The 20,124-nt window shown below is 63.4% G+C and carries 22 protein-coding genes; 14 read left to right on the top strand and 8 right to left on the bottom strand.

Annotation, left to right across the window (positions count from 1 at the left end; all coding sequences use genetic code 11):
• Window positions 1-67: 67 nt before the first annotated feature.
• The 3 genes from C9427_RS15955 to C9427_RS15945 all read right to left on the bottom strand — a co-directional run bounded on the left by C9427_RS15955 (window position 68) and on the right by C9427_RS15945 (window position 2,095).
• Window positions 68-931, bottom strand: coding sequence for a S49 family peptidase (locus tag C9427_RS15955; protein WP_107650184.1), 864 nt, complete (start codon window positions 929-931; stop codon window positions 68-70).
• 139 nt (window positions 932-1,070) lie between these two features.
• Entirely contained in the window at window positions 1,071-1,871 is an 801-nt protein-coding gene (locus C9427_RS15950) for a tRNA1(Val) (adenine(37)-N6)-methyltransferase (RefSeq protein ID WP_107650075.1), read from the bottom strand.
• Window positions 1,871-2,095: a putative signal transducing protein gene (locus C9427_RS15945; protein WP_097575540.1), complete on the bottom strand. Its 225-nt coding sequence runs from the start codon at window positions 2,093-2,095 to the stop codon at window positions 1,871-1,873. The genes C9427_RS15950 and C9427_RS15945 overlap by 1 nt, the downstream gene beginning before the upstream one ends.
• Window positions 2,096-2,255: 160 nt before the next feature.
• Between C9427_RS15945 and C9427_RS15940 the strand changes: the two genes are divergently transcribed.
• Window positions 2,256-3,272 (top strand): polyprenyl synthetase family protein, encoded by a 1,017-nt coding sequence (locus C9427_RS15940; protein ID WP_107650074.1) that lies wholly within the window; start codon window positions 2,256-2,258, stop codon window positions 3,270-3,272.
• Between the two features lie 52 nt (window positions 3,273-3,324).
• Here the strand turns inward: C9427_RS15940 and C9427_RS15935 are convergent, their stop codons facing one another.
• Entirely contained in the window at window positions 3,325-4,233 is a 909-nt protein-coding gene (locus C9427_RS15935) for a helix-turn-helix transcriptional regulator (RefSeq protein WP_245437087.1), read from the bottom strand.
• A 9-nt stretch (window positions 4,234-4,242) separates the two neighbouring features.
• Here C9427_RS15935 and C9427_RS34800 point away from each other — a divergent pair, with 9 nt between their 5' ends.
• The 4 genes from C9427_RS34800 to C9427_RS15920 all read left to right on the top strand — a co-directional run bounded on the left by C9427_RS34800 (window position 4,243) and on the right by C9427_RS15920 (window position 8,296).
• Window positions 4,243-4,608 carry a hypothetical protein gene (locus C9427_RS34800; protein ID WP_245437086.1) on the top strand — a complete coding sequence of 122 codons (366 nt, stop codon included), beginning with the start codon at window positions 4,243-4,245 and terminating at the stop codon, window positions 4,606-4,608.
• A 127-nt stretch (window positions 4,609-4,735) separates the two neighbouring features.
• Complete coding sequence (locus tag C9427_RS15930; RefSeq protein ID WP_107650183.1) at window positions 4,736-6,496, top strand: tetratricopeptide repeat protein; 1,761 nt, start codon at window positions 4,736-4,738, stop codon at window positions 6,494-6,496.
• A 72-nt stretch (window positions 6,497-6,568) separates the two neighbouring features.
• A complete protein-coding gene (locus C9427_RS15925; protein ID WP_107650072.1) occupies window positions 6,569-7,513 on the top strand; it encodes a glycine--tRNA ligase subunit alpha in 945 nt (314 codons plus the stop codon).
• Window positions 7,514-7,600: 87 nt separating this feature from the next.
• Window positions 7,601-8,296, top strand: coding sequence for a DUF4328 domain-containing protein (locus C9427_RS15920; RefSeq protein ID WP_107650071.1), 696 nt, complete (start codon window positions 7,601-7,603; stop codon window positions 8,294-8,296).
• On the opposite strand, the gene C9427_RS15915 is transcribed toward C9427_RS15920, so the two are convergent.
• The gene (locus tag C9427_RS15915; RefSeq protein WP_107650070.1) at window positions 8,257-8,445 is read right to left on the bottom strand and encodes a hypothetical protein; all 189 of its coding nucleotides are present in this window, start codon (window positions 8,443-8,445) and stop codon (window positions 8,257-8,259) included. The genes C9427_RS15920 and C9427_RS15915 overlap by 40 nt on opposite strands.
• A 226-nt stretch (window positions 8,446-8,671) precedes the next feature.
• Between C9427_RS15915 and glyS the strand changes: the two genes are divergently transcribed.
• The 4 genes from glyS to C9427_RS34790 all read left to right on the top strand — a co-directional run bounded on the left by glyS (window position 8,672) and on the right by C9427_RS34790 (window position 12,197).
• Window positions 8,672-11,023: a glycine--tRNA ligase subunit beta gene (gene glyS, locus C9427_RS15910; RefSeq protein ID WP_107650069.1), complete on the top strand. Its 2,352-nt coding sequence runs from the start codon at window positions 8,672-8,674 to the stop codon at window positions 11,021-11,023.
• Between the two features lie 110 nt (window positions 11,024-11,133).
• Complete coding sequence (locus C9427_RS15905; protein WP_107650182.1) at window positions 11,134-11,499, top strand: ATPase (modular protein); 366 nt, start codon at window positions 11,134-11,136, stop codon at window positions 11,497-11,499.
• 176 nt (window positions 11,500-11,675) lie between these two features.
• Entirely contained in the window at window positions 11,676-11,969 is a 294-nt protein-coding gene (locus C9427_RS34795) for a hypothetical protein (protein WP_245437085.1), read from the top strand.
• A 72-nt stretch (window positions 11,970-12,041) separates the two neighbouring features.
• Complete coding sequence (locus tag C9427_RS34790; protein WP_245437084.1) at window positions 12,042-12,197, top strand: hypothetical protein; 156 nt, start codon at window positions 12,042-12,044, stop codon at window positions 12,195-12,197.
• A 19-nt stretch (window positions 12,198-12,216) separates the two neighbouring features.
• Here the strand turns inward: C9427_RS34790 and C9427_RS15895 are convergent, their stop codons facing one another.
• Complete coding sequence (locus C9427_RS15895) at window positions 12,217-12,651, bottom strand: hypothetical protein (protein ID WP_107650068.1); 435 nt, start codon at window positions 12,649-12,651, stop codon at window positions 12,217-12,219.
• Window positions 12,652-12,812: 161 nt separating this feature from the next.
• Here C9427_RS15895 and C9427_RS15890 point away from each other — a divergent pair, with 161 nt between their 5' ends.
• The 3 genes from C9427_RS15890 to C9427_RS15880 all read left to right on the top strand — a co-directional run bounded on the left by C9427_RS15890 (window position 12,813) and on the right by C9427_RS15880 (window position 16,014).
• Window positions 12,813-13,820, top strand: a complete 1,008-nt coding sequence (locus C9427_RS15890; protein WP_167434367.1) for an L-threonylcarbamoyladenylate synthase — start codon at window positions 12,813-12,815, stop codon at window positions 13,818-13,820.
• A 9-nt stretch (window positions 13,821-13,829) separates the two neighbouring features.
• Window positions 13,830-15,260, top strand: a complete 1,431-nt coding sequence (locus tag C9427_RS15885) for an FAD-binding oxidoreductase (protein WP_107650066.1) — start codon at window positions 13,830-13,832, stop codon at window positions 15,258-15,260.
• Window positions 15,261-15,444: 184 nt separating this feature from the next.
• Window positions 15,445-16,014, top strand: a complete 570-nt coding sequence (locus C9427_RS15880) for a DUF6101 family protein (RefSeq protein ID WP_097575532.1) — start codon at window positions 15,445-15,447, stop codon at window positions 16,012-16,014.
• Window positions 16,015-16,148: 134 nt separating this feature from the next.
• Here the strand turns inward: C9427_RS15880 and C9427_RS33825 are convergent, their stop codons facing one another.
• Together C9427_RS33825 and ubiA are read right to left on the bottom strand one after the other, a co-directional pair.
• Window positions 16,149-16,361 carry a hypothetical protein gene (locus C9427_RS33825; RefSeq protein ID WP_146172551.1) on the bottom strand — a complete coding sequence of 71 codons (213 nt, stop codon included), beginning with the start codon at window positions 16,359-16,361 and terminating at the stop codon, window positions 16,149-16,151.
• Between the two features lie 375 nt (window positions 16,362-16,736).
• On the bottom strand, window positions 16,737-17,720 hold the full coding sequence (gene ubiA, locus C9427_RS15870) for a 4-hydroxybenzoate octaprenyltransferase (RefSeq protein WP_107650064.1): 984 nt from the start codon (window positions 17,718-17,720) through the stop codon (window positions 16,737-16,739).
• A gap of 180 nt (window positions 17,721-17,900) precedes the next feature.
• On the opposite strand from ubiA, the gene C9427_RS15865 reads away from it, so the two are divergent.
• Together C9427_RS15865 and purD are read left to right on the top strand one after the other, a co-directional pair.
• Complete coding sequence (locus C9427_RS15865) at window positions 17,901-18,698, top strand: phytanoyl-CoA dioxygenase family protein (RefSeq protein ID WP_107650063.1); 798 nt, start codon at window positions 17,901-17,903, stop codon at window positions 18,696-18,698.
• 131 nt (window positions 18,699-18,829) lie between these two features.
• Window positions 18,830-20,110, top strand: coding sequence for a phosphoribosylamine--glycine ligase (gene purD, locus C9427_RS15860; protein ID WP_107650181.1), 1,281 nt, complete (start codon window positions 18,830-18,832; stop codon window positions 20,108-20,110).
• Window positions 20,111-20,124: the final 14 nt, after the last annotated feature.

Raw genomic sequence — 20,124 nt, 5'->3', positions numbered from 1 at the left:
CGCAGGGCTGGCAAACGCGGCCAATGGGGTCGGTCAACGCACTATGCTAGACGTTTCCGCAGGTTTTTCAAAGCCCGAAGCGAGCCCAAAGCGCGCGCTCTTCCGCCGCATCGATCACGCCGCTGGCGGCAGCGGCGGCGATATCGGGCGCCGAAAAGCCCTGGCGCGAACCGAACAGGCCGAACCGCCCGAACAGGCCGCGCGGCGCCGTGATCAGCTTGAGCTGGGTCTTTGTACCGAAACGGGTCTTCAGCACGCTGCGCATGTCGCCAAGCGCGTCGACAAGGCCGAGCTCCAGTCCCTTCTTGCCGGTCCAGAACAGGCCGGTGAACAGGTCGGGATCGTCCTTGAGCCTGGTGCCGCGCCGCTCCTTGACGAGATCGATGAAGGTCTCATGGACCTCGAGCTGCAACGCCTTCAGCCGCTCGACATCCTCCTTCTTCTCGGGCTTGAACGGGTCGAGCACGGCCTTGTTCTGACCGGCGGTGTGGACGCGGCGCTCGACGCCGATCTTCTTCATCAGCTCGGGAAAGCCGAACGAGGCCGACACCACGCCGATCGAGCCGACGATCGAGGAGGGGTCGGCAAAGATCTCGTCGCCGGCGACCGCGATCATGTAGCCGCCGGAGGCTGCGACGTCCTCGACAAAGACCAGAACCTTTTTGTTCTTCTCGTTCGCCAGGTCGCGAATGCGCCTGAAGATCAGCCGCGACTGCACCGGCGAGCCGCCCGGCGAATTGATCGAGATGGCGACCGCTGGTGCGGCGAAGGAGAACGCCTTCTCGATCAGGCCTGCGGTCGAAGCCAGCGACAGGCTCGGTCGGAACTGGCCGCCGCCTGCCATGATGGTGCCGTGCAGCCGGATGACCGGAATGACGACGACGTTGGAGCGCCAGGATTTCGGCAGCAGGCGGTTGAAGAGGCGTTTCACGGGATCTCCGGTCAATTGGCCTGATGGCATGTAGGCGGTTCGCCAGCCAACGGCAATGCCGCGACGCCGGCCAGCAAGATGCAAGTCGCCCAAAAAGTGTGCTGCGGTTTTGGGTTAACGACATGCATCAAATCAAAAATCAATCGCCAAACAGCGATGCCAGCCCGTTGTTGATCATCTCGGTCCGCTCGGTTGGGCCGTCGCCCGATTGCGCATGCAGCATCAGCGGCGGGCGGATCGACAGTTTTCCGCGCGCACCGAGCGTTGCCCTGAGGATGATGCGGATCGCCGCCGCATCGGGGCGCGGATGGACGGCCAGCATCTCGGCGTCGCCGAAACGGCCCGATATCGCGTCCAGAATGGCGCCGAGCTGCTCCGGCCGGGCAATGATGGCGAGACCGCCGCGCGGTCTGACCACCGCCGCGGCACTTCGGATCCAGTGATCGAACAGCCCGTCCTCCATCACATGCGCCGCCTTTCTGAGCGGGTCGGGCGTGGCGCGATCCTCGGCGGCGTTGAAGGGCGGGTTCATGATGACGAAATCGAAGGAATTGTCGGCAAGGCCGGCGGCCGTCCGCGCCTGGCCCGACAGGGTGACATCGGCGGCGAGCACGCGGGCGCGGTCACCGAGATGGGCGTTGCCGGGGTGGGCGAGCGTGGTTGCCGCAAAACCCGCCATTTCAGGCGAGCGTTCGACGAGCACCACTTCCGCCGCCGGGCAGCGTGACAGCACCGCGAGGCCCGCGGCACCGGCGCCCGCGCCGAAATCGGCGAGCCGGCCAGTGAAGGCGGACGGTACCGAAGCGGCCAGCATCATCGCATCCATGCCGGCGCGATGGCCGGCCTGTTTCGGCTGCACCAGCCAGAAGCGCCCGCGATGGAAGGCATCGACCGTGTGGGCCGGCGTGTCGCGGACAAGGGTGGCGCGCGACACGGACATTATGTCAGGCGGATCTCGTTGGCGATGCCGGCATCGGTCAGGATGCGCCGCGCCGCGTCGGCCTGATCGGCGTCGACCATGATGCGCCGGGGCAGGATGCCGATCGACCCGTCGAGCACGCTCATATTCTGGTCGGCCACGAAACAGCCGATGCCGGCGTCGCGCATCAGCGATTCGACAAAGGAGATGATCACGGCATCGTTGGTGCGGATAAGCTCTATCATTGGGCGAAACTCGCAGTTTGCGGCCTTGATGTAAATGTGGATGGACCCAGGCGCCAGAGCATCCGCGCCAATTCGCCTCTTGCCGCCCCGGTGGGTAGCGCCCTAGAGTCTTCTCAAGGGACCAGCGTGCCGTCGTGCATATGAGGTTGGGAGTTTTGTCGTGGGTGTCGTTCTCAACATTGAAAACGGGAAGCGGGAAGTTGCGTCCATCAAGGATCTCATCGATCTGACGGCCGCCGACATGGCAAGGGTCAACAAATTGATCCTGTCGAAGGCCGGTTCCGATGTCGAGATGATCCCGGAGGTCGCCAACCACCTGATCTCGTCCGGCGGCAAGCGGCTGCGGCCGATGCTGACGCTCGCCTCGGCCCAGATGTTCGGCTATTCGGGCGATGGCCATGTCAAGCTCGCCACATCGGTCGAATTCATGCACACGGCGACACTTCTCCACGACGATGTAGTCGACGAGAGTGGCATGCGGCGTGGCAAGAAGACCGCCCGCATGATCTGGGGCAACCAGGCAAGCGTGCTGGTTGGCGATTTCCTGCTTGGTCAGGCTTTCCGCATGATGGTCGATGTCGGTTCGCTGGAAGCGCTCGACATCCTGTCGAGTGCCGCCTCGATCATCGCCGAGGGCGAGGTGATGCAACTCGCCGCCGCAAAAAACCTCGAAACCACCGAGGACGAGCATTTCGCCGTCATCAAGGCCAAGACCGCGGCGCTGTTCTCGGCCGCCGCCGAGGTCGGACCCGTCATCGCCCAGGCGACGCGCAACGATCGCGCGGCACTGCGCTCCTATGGCATGAATCTCGGCCTGGCCTTCCAGTTGATCGACGATGCGCTGGATTATGGCGGCACCAGCAAGGATCTGGGCAAGAATGTCGGCGACGACTTTCGCGAGGGCAAGGTAACGCTGCCGGTCATCCTCGCCTACCGGCGCGGCACCAAGGCCGAACGCACCTTCTGGAAGCGCGCCATCGAGGACAATGTCACCGATGACGCCGGGCTGGAAAAGGCGATCGGCCTGATGACCCGCCACGGGGCGATCGCCGATACAATCGGGCGCGCCCGCCATTTCGGCGAGATCGCCCGCGACGCGCTGGCGCCGCTCGAGGCGACGCCGCAGAAATCGGCGCTCATCGACGTCATCGATTTCTGCATCAGCCGGGTGAGCTGAGTAAGCCGAGCGGCATCTGCGGATCCGTGGTTCGACGGAACAGCTTATTGGATCACACAAAAGACCGCGCGCTCTTCAGCAGCGCCACGAGCTGGCTTTGGCGGTTGGTCCCGGTCTTTCGGAAGATTCGTTCGAGGTAGCTGCGGGCCGATTTGACGGCGATGCCGATTTCCATGGCCGCTTCCTGCGTGGAACGGCCTGAGGCAAGCGCGGTGGCGAGCCGGGCTTCCGCCGGCGTCAGGTCGAACAGGGCCGCAAGGATGCTCGGCGACGCAATGGTGGCGTCAACGCTTACCGTCGTCGCAGCGACCAGAATTTCGGCGCCCGAAAAAATATCGTGCGCGGCGCGGCGCAACGGCAACAGGTGAACGATCAGCGCGGGCCGCTCCCGCACGACCGGAACGGGGATGGAGCGCACGACGCGGTTATCCCTGTTCTGGACGACGGCCTGCTGGAAAAGCGCGTTTGCCGGTTCGTCGACAAGCGCCATGCCGCCATGAGCCAGGGATCGGAAAACGTCCGCCATCCCGTCCAGGAGGCTGTTGGCCAGCAGCACACGGCCCGATCCGTTCGTGACGGCGGCCGGCAATCCCATGTCACCGAGGACGGACACGGCCGTGCCTGCTCGCTCCAGACCCAGGCGCTGGGCTATGAGGCCAGCGCGTGCCAGATGCGGACGCAGCCCGTTCAACAGATCGATCGTGGCCTGATCGTAATCGCCGTCCTTCAGCCAGCGCAGGAACACAAACAGGAAAAGCTCTCCACCGGGCATCGAAATCGATGTGCAGACGAGCGACCCGACGCCGAAAGCTTTGGCGGATGTGCAGATGGGATCGCGCTCGATCTCTTCGCCGGTCATGAACTCGTCGATCCGCGCGAAGCTCGCCGGCCGGGCACTCAGCATGCGCTGGACGCTCTGGGAAGCCGCCCAATTGTCCTTCGCCATGAACGCGTCGAGCAACGGCTGGAGATGCGCCTCGCCGATGGCGCGAACCGGCGCATGGTCGCTGACCACGAAAATCGCGCCGCCCGCCGAGCGCGACAGCGCGCTGGCCGCTTCCAGCGCATCCGGCCACCTCTCGGCGGCGAAGGCCGCTTCATAGATCAAATCGACAATGGCGAAGGCTTGCTCGTTACGCGGCATTTCCAGCATAGGCACCTCCTCGGCGAAGCAAGCGCATCCTTCTGCACGCGCCACGGGTGGTTTACGTCGCGGCAGTTCTCAACCCTTGCTGCTTACGGGAACATCGGAGGCATTGAAGTGAGCAACGTCACATTGGAACGTCGCAGGGCGATATTTGAAGAGGTGCATTCGCCTGTCGGCATGCTTTCTTAATCGCATGACCCGATTGTGAATTCGGGCCGGATTGATGCTTGACCCAAAAAAGGCCATGCTTTGCCCGGAAAAGATCGAGTCTATGGTGAGCCCGCGGATGCGGGAGCCCCAGGCTGAAAGGAATATGATGCGGCAAGGATGTGCGCGCTGGCTGGCAGGGCTGGCAATTGTGACGGCTATGGCGGTGTCCGATCTGCCGGCCTATGCCAAACAGACCACCGAACCGGTCAAGATCACATCCTTCTCGGGCGCTTATCTCGCCGCGCGGGTCGCCGAAGGCGACAACGATCTCGACAGCGCCATCACCTATTACAAGCAGGCGCTCGCCTTCGATCCCGGCGACACCTCATTGCAGCAAAGCCTGATGCTGTCGCTGATCGCGCAGGGACGCTTCGAGGAATCCCTGGTCTATGCCGACAAGCTCAAGACCGTTCCCGATGTCGAGCGGTTCTCGCGCCTGGCGCTCGCCGTCGGTTCTTTCCACAAGAAGGATTTCTCCAAGGCTGAATACTGGCTCAAGCTTTCGCTCGAATCCGATCTCGACCGGCTGATCTCCGGCATCATGACCGGATGGGCCAAGCAGGGCGCTGGTGACAGCAGCGATGCCTTGACCTTCGTCGACAAGCTGCAGGGGCCTGACTGGTTCGGCCTGTTCAAATCCTACCATCGCGCGCTGATCGCCGACGCCTCGGGCTTGCCCGAAAAGGCCGACGAACTCTATGCCGCGACCTTGGCTGACACCACGGCCGGTGGTGCTGCGCCCGAGACCTGGCTGCGCAACGCACAGGCCTACGCCTCCTTCCTCGCCCGCAAGGGCGACAAGGCCAAGGCGCTTTCGGTGCTGGACCAGGCCGAGACGTTCGCGCCCGGCAAGGTTGAGATATCGGCCCTTCGCGACAAGATCACCAAGGGCGAGAAGGTCGAACCCTTCGTTGCCGGCCCGTCGGACGGCGCCTCGGAAATCCTGCTCGATCTCGCCACCGCGCTCAATCGCGGCGGCGGCGAGCCGTTCGTGCGCCTCTATCTGCAATATGCCCTGGCGCTGAAGCCCGACAGCGATGCGGCCCTTGTCCAGCTTGCGGCTGTCGCCGAGCAATTGAAGGACGGCGAAGGCGCCATCGCCCTGTATCGCCGCATTCCCGCCAGTTCGCCGCTCAAGGAGCTTTCGGACCTGCAGCTCGGCCTCAACCTTGCCGACCTCGACCGCCAAGACGAGGCGGTCACCCATCTGAAGGCACTGGTCGACGCGCATCCCGACGACATGCGCGCCTATCTGGCGCTCGGCGGCGTCTACGCCGCCAAGGAGGATTTCCGCGCCGCGGCCAATCTCTACGACAAGGCGGTGGAGGTGCTGAAGACGCCGACCGGCGCCAACTGGAACATCTTCTACCAGCGCGGCATCGCCTATGAGCGGCTGAAGGAATGGCCGAAGGCCGAGCCGAATTTCCGCAAGGCGCTGGAATTGTTCCCCGACCAGCCACAGGTTCTGAACTATCTCGGCTATTCCTGGGTCGACATGAACATGAACCTCAAGGAAGGCCTTCAGATGATCCAGAAGGCCGTCGATCTCCGGCCGAGCGACGGCTACATCGTCGATTCGCTGGGCTGGGCCTATTACCGCCTCGGCCGGTTCGACGACGCTGTGCGTGAAATGGAGCGGGCCGTGTCGCTGAAGCCGGAAGATCCGGTGCTGAACGACCACCTCGGCGACGCCTACTGGCGCGTCGGCCGCAAGCTGGAAGCCACCTTCCAGTGGAACCAGGCCCGCGACCTGAAGCCGGACCCGGATGTGCTTGCCGCCGTGCAGCAGAAGCTTTTGAAGGGCCTGCCGCCGATCGAATCCAACACGGCGCAGGAAACTCCGAAGGTGAAGCCGCCGAAGGGCTGACCCCTTGCCTTGACGCCTGCGGAGCGGCGCTCTAGGGAGGGCCGCATCCCCGCCTTTCCCGTCGAGGCCGCCGTGACCGTTGCCATTCCCGCCCATATGCATCCCAGCCGCTCGTTCCAGGGGCTGATCCTGACCTTGCACAATTACTGGGCGGACTATGGCTGCGTCGTCCTCCAGCCCTACGACATGGAAGTCGGCGCCGGCACCTTTCATCCGGCGACAACGCTGCGCGCGCTCGGGCCCAAGCGTTGGAACGCGGCCTATGTGCAACCTTCGCGCCGGCCCAAGGACGGACGCTACGGCGAGAACCCGAACCGGCTGCAGCACTACTACCAGTATCAGGTGATCCTGAAGCCGAACCCGCCCAATCTGCAGGAGCTCTATCTCGGCTCGCTCGAGGCGATCGGCGTCGATCCGCTGCTGCACGACATCCGCTTCGTCGAAGACGATTGGGAAAGCCCGACGCTGGGCGCCTGGGGGCTGGGCTGGGAGTGCTGGTGCGACGGCATGGAAGTCTCGCAATTCACCTATTTCCAGCAGGTTTGCGGCATCGAATGCGCGCCGGTAGCGGGCGAGCTCACCTACGGGCTGGAGCGGCTGGCCATGTATGTGCAGGGCGTCGACAATGTCTACGACCTCAATTTCAATGGCCGCGAGGGCGCCGACAAGGTGACCTATGGCGACGTCTTCCTGCAGGCCGAGCAGGAATATTCGCGCCACAATTTCGAATTCGCCGACACGGCAATACTGCTCCGGCACTTTGACGACGCCGAAGCCGAGTGCAAGGCGCTGCTCGATGCGGGCGCGCCGGCGCCAAGCGACAATCTGGCGATGCACCGCATGGTGTTTCCCGCCTATGACCAGTGCATCAAGGCCAGCCACGTCTTCAACCTGCTCGATGCGCGCGGCGTGATCTCGGTCACCGAGCGCCAAAGCTACATCCTGCGGGTGCGCAATCTGGCAAAGGCCTGCGGCGAGGCGTTTCTGCTGACGCAGGCCGGAGGGCTGGCGGCCTGAAGAGGTCGCACATGATCAACCTTCCCGCTTGATTTTCCTCTTTTCCCGTTTAGGTTGTGAGCGCGTGCAAGCCGGGGGGCAGTTAACGTGGGCATTTTCCGAAACTTTTCGATCAGCACAACCTGGGTCGTCAGGCTGCTCTGGATTGGCATCCTGGTCGACACGATCGCCGTCCTGTCCGGCCTGTCCGAGCTTTGGCTGCTCAGCGACATCGAGAGCGGCAGCTATGACTACGACCTCGCGGCAGCGGCCAACCGGAACGATTTGAGGCAGGGCGCGATCGGTATCATTCAGCTCGTTCTATATGTGGCTCAGGCCGTCACCATTCTGGCCTGGATCAGGCTCGCCAACAAAAACATCAGGCTGCTTGGTGCGAAGGACATGGAATTCACGCCCGGCTGGGCGATCGGCTGGTACTTCATTCCGATCGCCAATCTGTGGAAACCCTACCAGGCGATGTCCGAGATCTGGCGCGCGAGCAGCGGGTCGCCGGACTGGAAATCGGACGAAACCTCGGGATCGCTGCCGGGCTGGTGGTTCGCCTGGCTGGTGGCCAATGTGCTCGGCCGCCTGTCCTTCAAGCTCACCATGAATGCGGAGGAGCTTCCGGAGCTGAAGAATGCCTCGATTGCGCTCACCGCGGCCGATGTCGCAGGCATTGTGCTGAGCCTGCTCTTCCTGGAGGTCGTGAAGGAGATTTATCGTCGGCAGACCGCGTGGCCGGCTGCGTCCGCCTTGCGGGCTCAGGACAGCGCCGGGCTGGCCGCCGGCGACACGGTGTAGAGCGCCGCGGCAAACATGCCCTGACCGCTCGCGCCATCGATGGTCCGCAGCGCCTGCCTGACGCCCGGCATCGCGAACGTGCCATGCACCTGCGCGGCAAAGCAGGCGCTGAGCGCCAGGATCTGCAGGAATGTCGATGCCGTTTTCATTGTCGTTCAGCCAATAGTTCTCTGCCTGAGCGTGGGTCGCTTCAGCGCTGCGTTCGGTTCATGGAAATCTTTGATCCAAGGACGAGCGGGTTTGCCTCGGCCCGACAGTCCGTCGAATTTTTTCGGAAATCGCCGGCAGATGCCTCGATGTTGCGCGGAAGGGTGACAGCGGCCAGCCGAGTTGCTATGCCCCGCGCGGACCATTTTGCCGCGTGAGCCCCATCCAATGCCCGACCTGCTTCTCGAACTTCGCTCCGAAGAAATCCCCGCCCGCATGCAGCGCAAGGCTGCGGGCGACCTGAGGAAGATGCTGACCGACGGTCTTGTCGAGGCGGGCCTGACCTACGAGGCGGCGCGCGAATACTGGACGCCGCGGCGTCTTTCGCTCGATATCAGAGGCCTGACCGCGCGCTCCAAGGACATCAACGAGGAGATCAAGGGCCCCTCGACCAAGGCGCCGGAGCAGGCTGTCCAGGGTTTCCTGCGCAAGGCCGGCCTTGCCTCGGCTGCCGAGGCGCATATCCATGCCGATCCGAAGAAGGGCGACTTCTATGTCGCCCATATCTCCAGGCCGGGCAGGGCGGCGGAAGACATCATCGCCGAACTGGTGCCCGGCATCATCCGCAGCTTTCCCTGGCCGAAATCGATGCGGTGGGGGCCGGCTTCGGCGAAGCCGGGCTCATTGCGCTGGGTGCGGCCGCTGCAATCGATCCTGTGCACCTTCGGCCCGGAGACCGAGGAGCCGGTGGTGGTCGATTTCGAGATCGACGGCATCCGCTCGGGCAATGTCACCTACGGCCATCGCTTCCTCGCGCCGGGCGAAATCACCGTGCGCCGCTTCGATGATTATGTGAGCAAGCTGGAAGCGGCCAAGGTCGTGCTCGATGCCGACCGGCGCAAGGAGATCATCCTTGCCGACGCCCGCAACCTCGCCTTCGCCAACGGGCTCGACCTCGTCGAGGACGAGGGATTGCTGGAAGAAGTATCCGGGCTGGTCGAATGGCCGGTCGTGCTGATGGGCGAGTTCGAGGAGGATTTCCTGGCCATACCCGCCGAGGTGATCCGGCTGACCATCCGCGCCAACCAGAAATGTTTCGTGACGCGCCCGCAAGGTGATGGCGAGGACCTGTCCAACCGCTTCATCCTGACCGCCAATATCGAGGCGAAGGATGGCGGCAAGGAGATCGCGCACGGCAACGGCAAGGTGGTGCGCGCGCGTCTCTCCGACGCCCTCTATTTCTGGACGACCGACCAGGGCGATTTGCCTGATCTCGACCAGCTCAAGGCATCGGCCGAAAAATTCGGGCTGGATCTCAAGAAACCGCTCGACCAGCGCATGGCCCGCCTCGACCATCTCAACGTGACGTTCCATGCCAAGCTTGGCACGCAGGGCGAGCGGGTGATGCGCATCCGGAATTTAGCGCGCGCGATCGCGCCTATCGTCGGTGCCGATCCCGATCTTGTCGAGCGTGCCGCAGTTTTGGCAAAGGCCGATTTGACGACTGAAGTGGTCGGCGAATTCCCTGAACTGCAGGGCGCCATGGGCCACAAATATGCGCTGCTGCAAGGCGAGCATCCTTCGGTCGCCGCGACAATCGAGGAACACTACAAGCCGCAGGGTCCGTCCGACAGCGTGCCGTCCGATCCCGTGTCGATTGCGGTGGCGCTCGCCGACAAGCTCGATATGCTGGTTGGATTCTGGGCCATCGACGAGAAGCCAACCGGCAGCAAGGATCCCTACGCGCTTCGCAGGGCGGCGCTAGGGATGATCCGGTTGATTCTAGACAATGATGTTCGGTGCTCGATAATTTCTCTCGCTCTAATGCACGGTCTCAATTGGCGTTCGAACGAGCTTCCCAATTTTCTTCGCAGCATGGAAAGCTACATTGCCGCTTTTCCAGCGGGCGAAATGGATAAGCTTCTCGAGTATCGGCTTAAGGCAATCGCCGCCGAAAAGCAGCAGAAGGAAATTCACGGGGCAATTTTCGAAGTGATGATCAAAGTGATGTCAGATTCGGCGTCACTGCGGGATTTCGTTTTGGATCGACTGGAGCAGGTCCTCAGAGACCGGGGACAGAGATACGACCTTATAGACGCAGTCAAACTCCTCAAAGGAGGCGGCATAGAACATGAAGGCAGGATAGGCGACGCCGTTAACGATGACTTGGCGATGCTCGTCCGCCGTGTCGAAGCCCTCGGCTCCTTCCTCGACACCGAGGACGGCAAGAACCTGCTTGCCGGCACCAAGCGTGCGGCAAACATCCTGGCCGCCGAGGAGAAGAAGAAAACGACGATTGCCGATCATGTCGAGCCGGCGCTGTTTCGGGAAGCGGCCGAGAAATCGCTGTTTGCGGCGGTGAATCAAGCTGAGAGGCAAGCCGGCGAAGCGATTCGAAACGAAGACTTTTCCGCCGCCATGCTGGCGCTTAGCGTGTTGCGCGAGCCGGTTGATTCATTCTTCGAGCAAGTGCTGGTAAACGACGAGGATCAGGCCGTCCGCGCCAATCGCCTGGCCTTGCTCGCCCGGATCCGGGCAGCCACCGATCAGGTCGCCGATTTCTCCAGGATCGCGGGCTGAATTAGCAGAAAAAATCTTGCTGGGCCGGCCGTTCGAGCCGGCTTACAGTCATATGACGATGATCTCTCCGTGGCAAAAAGGACATGTTCCCCAACCCCACGGAGGCTTCCATGAATTCCGCTCACGAAATCGAAGTGACAGAAGAAACCCCGGCCCCCGCCGAGGCGCTTGATTCCGCTTCCGAAACGATGCTCGACCAGGCCGCCGCCGCGGTGGTCGAGGCAACCGACCTGTCTGACGACGAGCAGGAAGGCGACGACGAAGACAGCGAAGGTACGGAAGAGGACGGCGACGAAGACGAAGAAGCCGCCACCCTCTCGGACGATGATGAGGACGAAGACGACGAAGACGAAGACGATGATGACAACGACAAGGAAGACGACGACAGCGTGAAGGCCGAAGCCGAAGACGCTGACGAAGAAGACGAATCCGACGAGGCATCCACCGACGAGGCGGACGAAGAAGTCGCGGCCTGATATTTATCAGGCTCCGGAATTCACGGGAGCGGGATGCGGTGCATCCCGCTCTATTTTTTTGATCGCATTCGTGCGCTGGCCAGGTGATGCACCTGGCTGCAAAATGCTCTCGTGTTTTTACGGCGCAGGATTTGAGCTAAGCTGGCGCATCCCTGCCGCGCTGGAGAAGCACCCTTATGGCCGAACGTCCGAGCGGAGGAGACAGCAACGGAACTGCCGCAAGCAGTCTTGCCGACGATGATCCGCGTCTTGCGTTCATCTATCAGGAGGCGGTGAGAGGTCTTACGCAGCAGCAGAACCTCGTGGAGAACATGAGCACCCGCGCCGGGAGCCTTATCTTTGCCACCGCATTCGCCAACTCGTTGCTCGGCGGCGCGGCTCTTGCCAACGGGCTAGGACTTTGGGACTGGATCGCGGTGGCTCTGCTGTTCGGCATCGGCGGGCTGATCGTCTTCATGCTTTGGCCCTAGCACCAATACACATTCCGCTTCGACCCCGAAGAACTGCTCCATCAATATGTCGATGGCGACAGGCCGGCAACGATGTCGGCCATGCGCCGCGCGCTTGCCCTTCGCATCAAGGCGGACATGGCCAGCAACTGGCGAATTATCCAGCGGCTGCGGGTGGCGTTGCAGATTGCGCTGCTGTTTCTGTTGTTCGATATCCTGGCCTGGCTCTTGGCGATTGCGGGCGTTTGAGCCGGAAGCGCTTCGAACTCTATCTGGCCTGGTCGGTCTCGGGGATGGGTGTCGGTTGCGGCTCGGGTGGGCTGTTCGCCGCTTCCGTCTGGTTGCCGGACCCTGCTTGAGGCGCCGCTGCGGCGGCGGCCGGCGTTGGAATAGAAAAGTCGCCACCGACAATGCCGCCGCGAATGATCATCGGGCCGGGCATGAAACCGCGTTTTAGCTCGGGCTGGTTCGGGATCGCCGCCACCTTTTCATAGGTGACGTCGGACTCAGCGGCGCCGAGTGCCACGACCGATGGCGTCGAATTACCGGCCTTGCTCTCGGCCATCGTCCCCGTCTCGGGTGCGCCGGGCCTGACGACCGATGGCGTCGAAGCCGGTGCGCTGAGAACGATGATGGATGAAGCCTGCGCTTCGCCCGCCGCCAGGATGAGACCAAGCGCTCCGAGAATGCGCACCGAGACCATGACAATTCCCCTTGCCCAAGAAGCCGGCACCATACTTGTGCAGCGATTGATGCGGGCTTGCGGGGAAGCATGGCATTTTAGCGATCGAGGATTCGCTGACGCTCGGACTTGCCCCACGGCCGCCGCCGTACTACGCAGCCGGCATCTGTGAGGTAACGACCGTGGTTGAAATACGCGCCGTCGGCGATGCGATGGAAATGGCGCTGGCGCTGCTCGAAAGCGGCGACGTCGTCGCCATTCCGACGGAAACCGTTTACGGGCTGGCCGCGGACGCGACCAATGGCGTCGGCGTGGCGCGCATTTTCGAGGCCAAGGGTCGGCCGCGCTTCAACCCGCTGATCGCCCATGTCGCCGACCTGGCGATGGCCGAGCGCATCGCGCTGTTCGACCCGCTGTCGAAACGGCTGGCGCAGGCATTCTGGCCGGGGCCGCTGACGCTGGTGCTGCCGCAACGTTCCGGCAACGGCATTCATCCGCTGGTCACCGCGGGGCTCGACACGATCGCGCTGCGCATGCCCAAGGGTTTTGGCGGCGAGCTGATCGCCAGGCTCGGTCGCCCGCTCGCGGCGCCCAGTGCCAATTCCTCGGGCAAGATCAGCGCCACGACCGCCGAGGCCGTGGCAGCCGATCTCGGTCCCAGGATCAAATTGGTGGTCGATGGCGGTGCGACGCCTGTTGGATTGGAATCGACGATCGTCAAGGTTGAAGGCGCAAGATTGCGGCTCCTGAGACCGGGCGGTATTGCCGCCGGCGACATCGAGGCAGTCGCCGGCATGCCGCTGCTGCGCGGTTCCGAAGGCATCGAGGCGCCGGGCATGCTCGCCTCGCACTACGCGCCGGGCGCCGCGGTGCGTGTCAACGCCGGGAAAATCGCCAAGGGCGAGGCTCTTCTGGCTTTTGGCGGCCGCCGTGCCGAAGGCTGGCAAGGTGCGGTCGCCTTTCGCAACCTGTCGGTATCAGGCGACCTGCGCGAGGCGGCGAGCAACCTTTTCGCCCATTTGCAGGATCTCGATCACAGCGGCGCCAAGACCATCGCTGTCGAGCCTATCCCATTCGATGGGCTGGGCGAGGCGATCAACGACCGGCTGTCGCGCGCCGCCGCTCCTCGTGACCGGGCCGCCACGCGTGACCGGGCCGCCACGCGTGACAAGATCGACACAGGGCAATAGTTTCCACCCATGAACGACATATCCCAAGACCTCGACGCCGCCCTCATCGACCGCTTCGCGACAATTGTCGGCGACAAATATGCGCTTCGCGACCAGCAGGATATTGCGCCTTTCCTCACCGAGCGGCGCGGCCTTTGGCATGGCAGAACGGCGCTGGTGCTGAGGCCCGGCAGCGTCGACGAGGTCAGCCGCATCATGCGGCTGGCGAGCGAGACCGGCACGCCGATCGTGCCGCAAAGCGGCAATACCGGGCTGGTCGGCGCACAGGTGCCGGATGTTTCCGGCCGCGAGATCGTGCTATCGCTGTCCAGGCTGAACCGCATCCGCGAGATCGACGTCTTGTCCAACACGGTCACTGTCGAGGCAGGCGTCATCCTGCAGACCTTGCAGGAGGCGGCCGATGCCGCCGACCGGCTGTTTCCGCTGTCGCTCGCCGCGCAAGGTTCCTGCCAGATCGGCGGCAACCTCTCTTCCAATGCCGGCGGCACCGGCGTGCTTGCCTATGGCAATGCGCGTGAGCTCTGTCTCGGCGTCGAAGTGGTGCTGCCGACCGGCGAGGTGTTCGACGACCTGCGCAAGCTGAAGAAGGACAACACCGGCTACGATCTGAAGAACCTGTTCGTCGGCGCCGAGGGTACGCTTGGCGTCATCACTGCCGCCGTGCTCAAGCTTTTTCCCAAGCCGAAGGGGCGGGAAGTGGCTTTTGTCGGAATGTCGTCGCCCGAGGCGGCACTCTCCCTGTTCAGCCTGGCCATGGACCGCGCCGGCGCCGCGCTCACCGCCTTCGAGCTGATCGGCCAGAGGCCCCACGATTTCACGCTTGCGCATGCCCAAGGTGTGGTGCGCCCACTGGCCGAGGATTGGCCGTGGTATGTGCTGATGCAGATCTCATCCGGGCGCTCGGCGGAGGATGCGCGGGCGCTGATCGAAGAGGTGCTGTCGGAAGGCCTCGAGCAGGAGATCGTCGGCGATGCGGTGATTGCGGCGAGCATCGCGCAGGGCGACGCTTTCTGGAATTTCCGCGAGGTTCTGCCCGATGCGCAAAAGCCCGAGGGCGCCTCGATCAAGCACGACATCTCGGTGCCGGTGGCCTCCATCCCGTCCTTCATCGACAAGGCGGCTGGCGCGGTGCAATCCGTCAGCCCGGGTGCCCGCGTGGTTTGCTTCGGCCACATGGGCGACGGCAACCTCCATTACAACATCTCCCGGCCGGTCGATGGCGATGACGAGGCGTTCCTCGGCCTGTACCACGCCATGAACCAGGCCGTGCACGATGTCGTGCGCAGCTATCACGGCTCGATCTCGGCCGAGCACGGCATCGGCCAGCTGAAGCGCGACGAACTGATCGCCACGGCGCCGCCGATGGCCATCGATCTGATGCGCAGGGTGAAGGCGGTCTTCGACCCGGCCGGCATCATGAATCCCGGTAAGGTTATCTGATCCTTTCCTGAGCGCGAGCCCGGTGGCATTCCGATAACCATCGCCTGCGATCAGCAAAATTTAACTGACTTTCTTAAGCGCAGCGGTAAGAAGCGCGCGCTAATGTTTCTCCACAACGAGGCTGGACAAACCGGCCCGGAGAGAACCGCAAGCCGGCTCTCAGGAGAGACAGGAAAGGCAATCTATGAACATCGGACTGAAGCCAGTCTGGGCCGGGTGCAATATGCGCCTCGACCCATTCCGCCTGCCGCAGGTGGCAAGCTACGCCACCCGCGACGACTATGGCGACGTTACCTTCACCATCGACCAGCGTGGCGCTGTCATTCGCCGCACGCTGGAGATGAGCGGCGTGCCGGCGATCATCGCTCTGCCCGCCAACGCGTTTCGCGGCGTGGCCGCCCGCGCGATGGAGGATCCGGATGGCAATGTCACGGTAACCCTGGAGCTCCTGCACAATGATCCGATGCTGTCGGTGCCGCTGCTGGTGGCCGACGATCTCGACGATGTCGCCGCCGACTGGCGCGCCTGGGCCGACGCCTACCGCCTGCCGATGCTGTTGATCGAAGCGGACGGCATTGCTCGCACGCTGGAGGAATCGCTTGGCGCCGCCATCAAGACGCTGCCGGCGCAGGACCGCCGCAAGGGCCGCGTCTCGACCACGCGCCGCCCACGTTTCCTCGCCCGCCGTCGGGCCGGCGACCTCGGCCTCAGGCTGGTCATCGGCGGCGAGGAAATCATCTCGCGCGACGAATAGACGGTTTCGATGAGTTCCAATTCAACCGGCGTCCGGGTTGTTTTTCCCTGAAGTGCCTCGTGGTCCAGCTGGGGCGGTATTGTCTCAAACTGAAGATCTCAAGGGAAGGTTGTCGCCAGGCAAGGCGCTGCCGCTTATTTCAAAAGCAACAACGCCGTGGCCAGAAAGCCGAGGCCGAATGTGGAAGCCATCGAATACGCCACTATCCCAATCGCCAGGTAACTGTTGTCGCTTGAAGGCAAAAGGTCAGCGATGGAGCCATAAGTGATCAGCCAACCTGCCACAAAGAGCCCGATCATTGCTCCCGTCGCAAGATTTTTAATCATGAAAACCACCAGTTGAGGCATCAGTCGCGCTCCCACCTTGCCAGCTGGCGCTTACGGAGCTGGGCGCGGTCAAAGCGCTTCACCGCGGCTTCGAGCACCGTACGGCGGCTTCCATATCGCCTCATAAGGGTGTGCACCTGAGCGGCCGTGATGCCGTTTTGCCGCGCGAAACACTCAATCACATAGGGCTCGCTCCCGGACAGGAGATCTCTGTCGCGAGCATGACGCATTTTTATCTCGTAAGTCATCCTTCTGCCCTGAGGCTAGTTCACCGATTGCTTGATTAACGCAAGACCTTGGATTCGGTTGCCCCGTCACGGTGCGACTTCCTCACGACAAGGATTTCCGGCGATCGTCGTCTTCGATGCATGCGGCTGATGGGATCTTCGCGCGCTGCTAGACGAGCGGCTTCAGCGCCACCCACACCGCGCCGCCGATCAGGCCGAGAAAGATCAGCCAGCCGACCTGGTTGTTCGACTGGAACAGCTTGAGGCACTGGTCCGGATCGTCGATGTCCAGCCTCGCGATCTGCCGCGCCATATGGGCGCCGGCGGCGATCAGCCCGGCCAGCGCCGGCACCGGCGCCTGCGCCGAGGCGAAGGCGATGGCGAAGCAGGCCAGCGCGCCGCCATAGAGCCCCACGAGCCAGGTCTTGGTGTTGTCGCCGAACAGGCGCGCGGTCGAGCGCACGCCGACGATGGCGTCGTCCTCCTTGTCCTGATGCGCATAGATCGTGTCGTAGCCGATCACCCACAGGATCGAGCCGATGTAGAGCATGATTGCAGGGCCATCGAGATCGCCGAACTCGACCGCCCATCCCATCAACGCACCCCAGGAAAAGGCAAGGCCGAGAACCAGTTGCGGCCAGTTGGTGAATCGCTTCATGAATGGGTAGACGGCGACGATGACGAGCGAGACGATGCCGAGCGGGATGGCGAAGTCGTTGAACTGCAAAAGCACCGCCAGGCCGACCAGTGCCTGAATGGCGACAAACGCCCAGGCCTGCCGGCGCGTGACCTTTCCCGCCGGCAACGGTCGCGAACGCGTGCGTTCCACCTGGTTGTCGATGTCCTCGTCGACCAGGTCGTTATAGGTGCAGCCGGCGCCGCGCATGGCGATGGCGCCGATCAGGAACAACAGGAGATACCAGGGCGCCGGCAACAGCGTCAGCAGTGGATCCGAGGGGCGGGGATAGGCGCTCGCGGCAAGGGCTGCCGACCACCAGCACGGCCACAGCAGCAACTGCCAGCCTATCGGCCGGTCCCACCTTGCAAGCTGCGCATAGGGCCACAGCCAGCGCGGCAGCACCCGATAGACCCAATGGCCGCTCGGCGCATCGGCGACGCGCCCCTGGGCTGCTTTCGATTGGATGTTTTCCATCCCGCTGAAGTGGCAGCAGCGATGAAAGCCGTCAAGCGTCAAGCCGAATGGCCATGATGTGAAAAATCGTTACGGCCATCCTCTCGCAACGAGCGCCAGCGCCGCATTCAACGGTTGCGGATCGATGTTTACCTCTCGTGCAACGACTGCAATAGTTGGCCATCCCGGTAGGAGAACGCGATGGCCTCCCAGCACCAGATCGACGCCGCAACCATAGAAGACTATCAGCGCGATGGCGCCGTCTGCATCCGCGGTGCTTTCCACGATTGGGTCGACACGATTGCCGCCGGCATCGAGCGCAACATCGAGAACCGCAGCGCCACCGCTTCCGATATCGCCAATGGCCGCGGCAGTTTCTTCGACGACTATTGCAACTGGGAGCGCATTCCCGAATTCGTCAAGGTGATACGGGAATCACCAGCGGCCGAACTGGCTGCGGCGGTGATGCAGTCGCGCACCGCGCAGTTCTTCCACGATCACGTGCTGGTCAAGGAACCCGGCACGCAGAAGCCGACGCCATGGCATCAGGACATCCCCTATTACTTCGTCGACGGGCGGCAAACGGTCAGCTTCTGGATACCGATCGATCCGGTCAAGGAAGCGACGTTGCGGGTGATTGCCGGCTCGCACAAATGGGACAAGATGATCCTGCCGGTGCGCTGGCTCGACGACAGCAATTTCTACGCCGCCGAGGGCGACTATCTGCCGGTGCCCGATCCCGACCAGGATCCCGGCATGAAGGTTCTCGAATGGGAAATGCAACCGGGCGACGCCATCCTGTTCGACTTCAGGACCGCGCATGGCGCCCGCGGCAACATGACTGCGGCACGGCGCCGCGCGCTGTCGCTGCGCTGGGTCGGCGACGATGCGCGCTATGTCGAGCGGCCCGGCCGCACCTCTCCTCCTTACCCAGGCCACGACATGAAGCCCGGACAAAAACTGCGCGAGGATTGGTTCCCGGTCGTCTTTCGCAGCTGATCGCGCCGCGCTCACCGAAGATTGATGTCTGACGTTCCCGTGCGCAACCGCGCTCATGGTGCCCAAATGTCTTGACCAGTCGTGCGAGGCGCAATAGCGCAGTCCCTGTTGTGGAATGAAGGAACATGGGCATGCGCGTTTTGTTGATCGGCTCCGGTGGCCGCGAACATGCCCTGGCCTGGAAGATCGCGGCCTCGCCGCTCTTGACCAAGCTCTATGCCGCACCCGGCAATCCGGGCATCGGCCGCGACGCCGAGCTGGTCAAGCTCGACATTGCCGATCATGCCGCGGTCGCCGCCTTCTGCCAGGAGAAAAAAATCGATCTTGTCGTCGTCGGTCCGGAAGGGCCGCTGGTCGCCGGCATTGCCGATGATTTGCGCGCCGCGGGCATCCGGGTCTTCGGTCCGTCCAGGGCGGCAGCACGGCTGGAAGGCTCCAAGGGGTTCACCAAGGACCTTTGCGCCAAATACGATATCCCGACGGCGGCCTATGGCCGCTTCGGCGACCTGGCGTCGGCCAGGGTCTATGTCCAGACCATGGGCGCGCCGATCGTCATCAAGGCCGACGGGCTGGCGGCCGGCAAGGGCGTCACCGTCGCCATGACGCTGCCCGAAGCGCTGGCCGCGCTCGATGCCTGTTTCGACGGCTCCTTCGGGCAGGCCGGCGCCGAAGTGGTGGTCGAGGAATTCCTCGTCGGCGAGGAGGCGAGTTTCTTCTGCCTGTGCGACGGCGTCACCGCGCTGCCGTTCGGCACCGCTCAGGATCACAAGCGTGTCGGCGACGGTGACACCGGCCCGAACACCGGCGGCATGGGCGCCTATTCGCCAGCCCCGGTGATGACGCCGCAGATGATCGACCGCACCATGCGCGAGATCATCGAGCCGACCATGCGCGGCATGGCTGAAACAGGCGCGCCGTTTTCCGGCGTGCTGTTTGCCGGGCTGATGATCACGGACAACGGGCCGAAGCTGATCGAATACAACACCCGCTTCGGCGATCCCGAATGCCAGGTGCTGATGATGCGGCTGAAGGACGATCTCCTGGTGCTGCTCAACGCCGCCGTCGACGGCCAGCTTGCGCACACCTCCATACGCTGGCGCGATGAGGCAGCGCTGACCGTGGTGATGGCGGCGAGGGGCTATCCCGGCACGCCTGAAAAGGGTTCGGTCATTCGCGGCGTCGAAGAGGCGGCTGGTGACGGCGTCGAGATCTTCCATGCTGGCACGGCCATCAACAGCGGCGCGCTGGTCGCCAATGGCGGCCGCGTGCTCAACGTCACGGCGCTCGGCCGGACGGTCGGCGAAGCGCAGAAAAAGGCCTATGCCGGGCTCGACCGGATCGATTGGCCGCAAGGCTTCTGCCGCCGCGACATCGGCTGGCAGGCCGTGGCGCGCGAAAAAGCTGGCTCCTGATCCCAGCCTGTCGG

This window comes from Mesorhizobium helmanticense (assembly GCF_003034915.1).
GTDB lineage: Bacteria > Pseudomonadota > Alphaproteobacteria > Rhizobiales > Rhizobiaceae > Mesorhizobium > Mesorhizobium helmanticense.
This window is presented reverse-complemented; position numbering and strand designations above follow the sequence as displayed.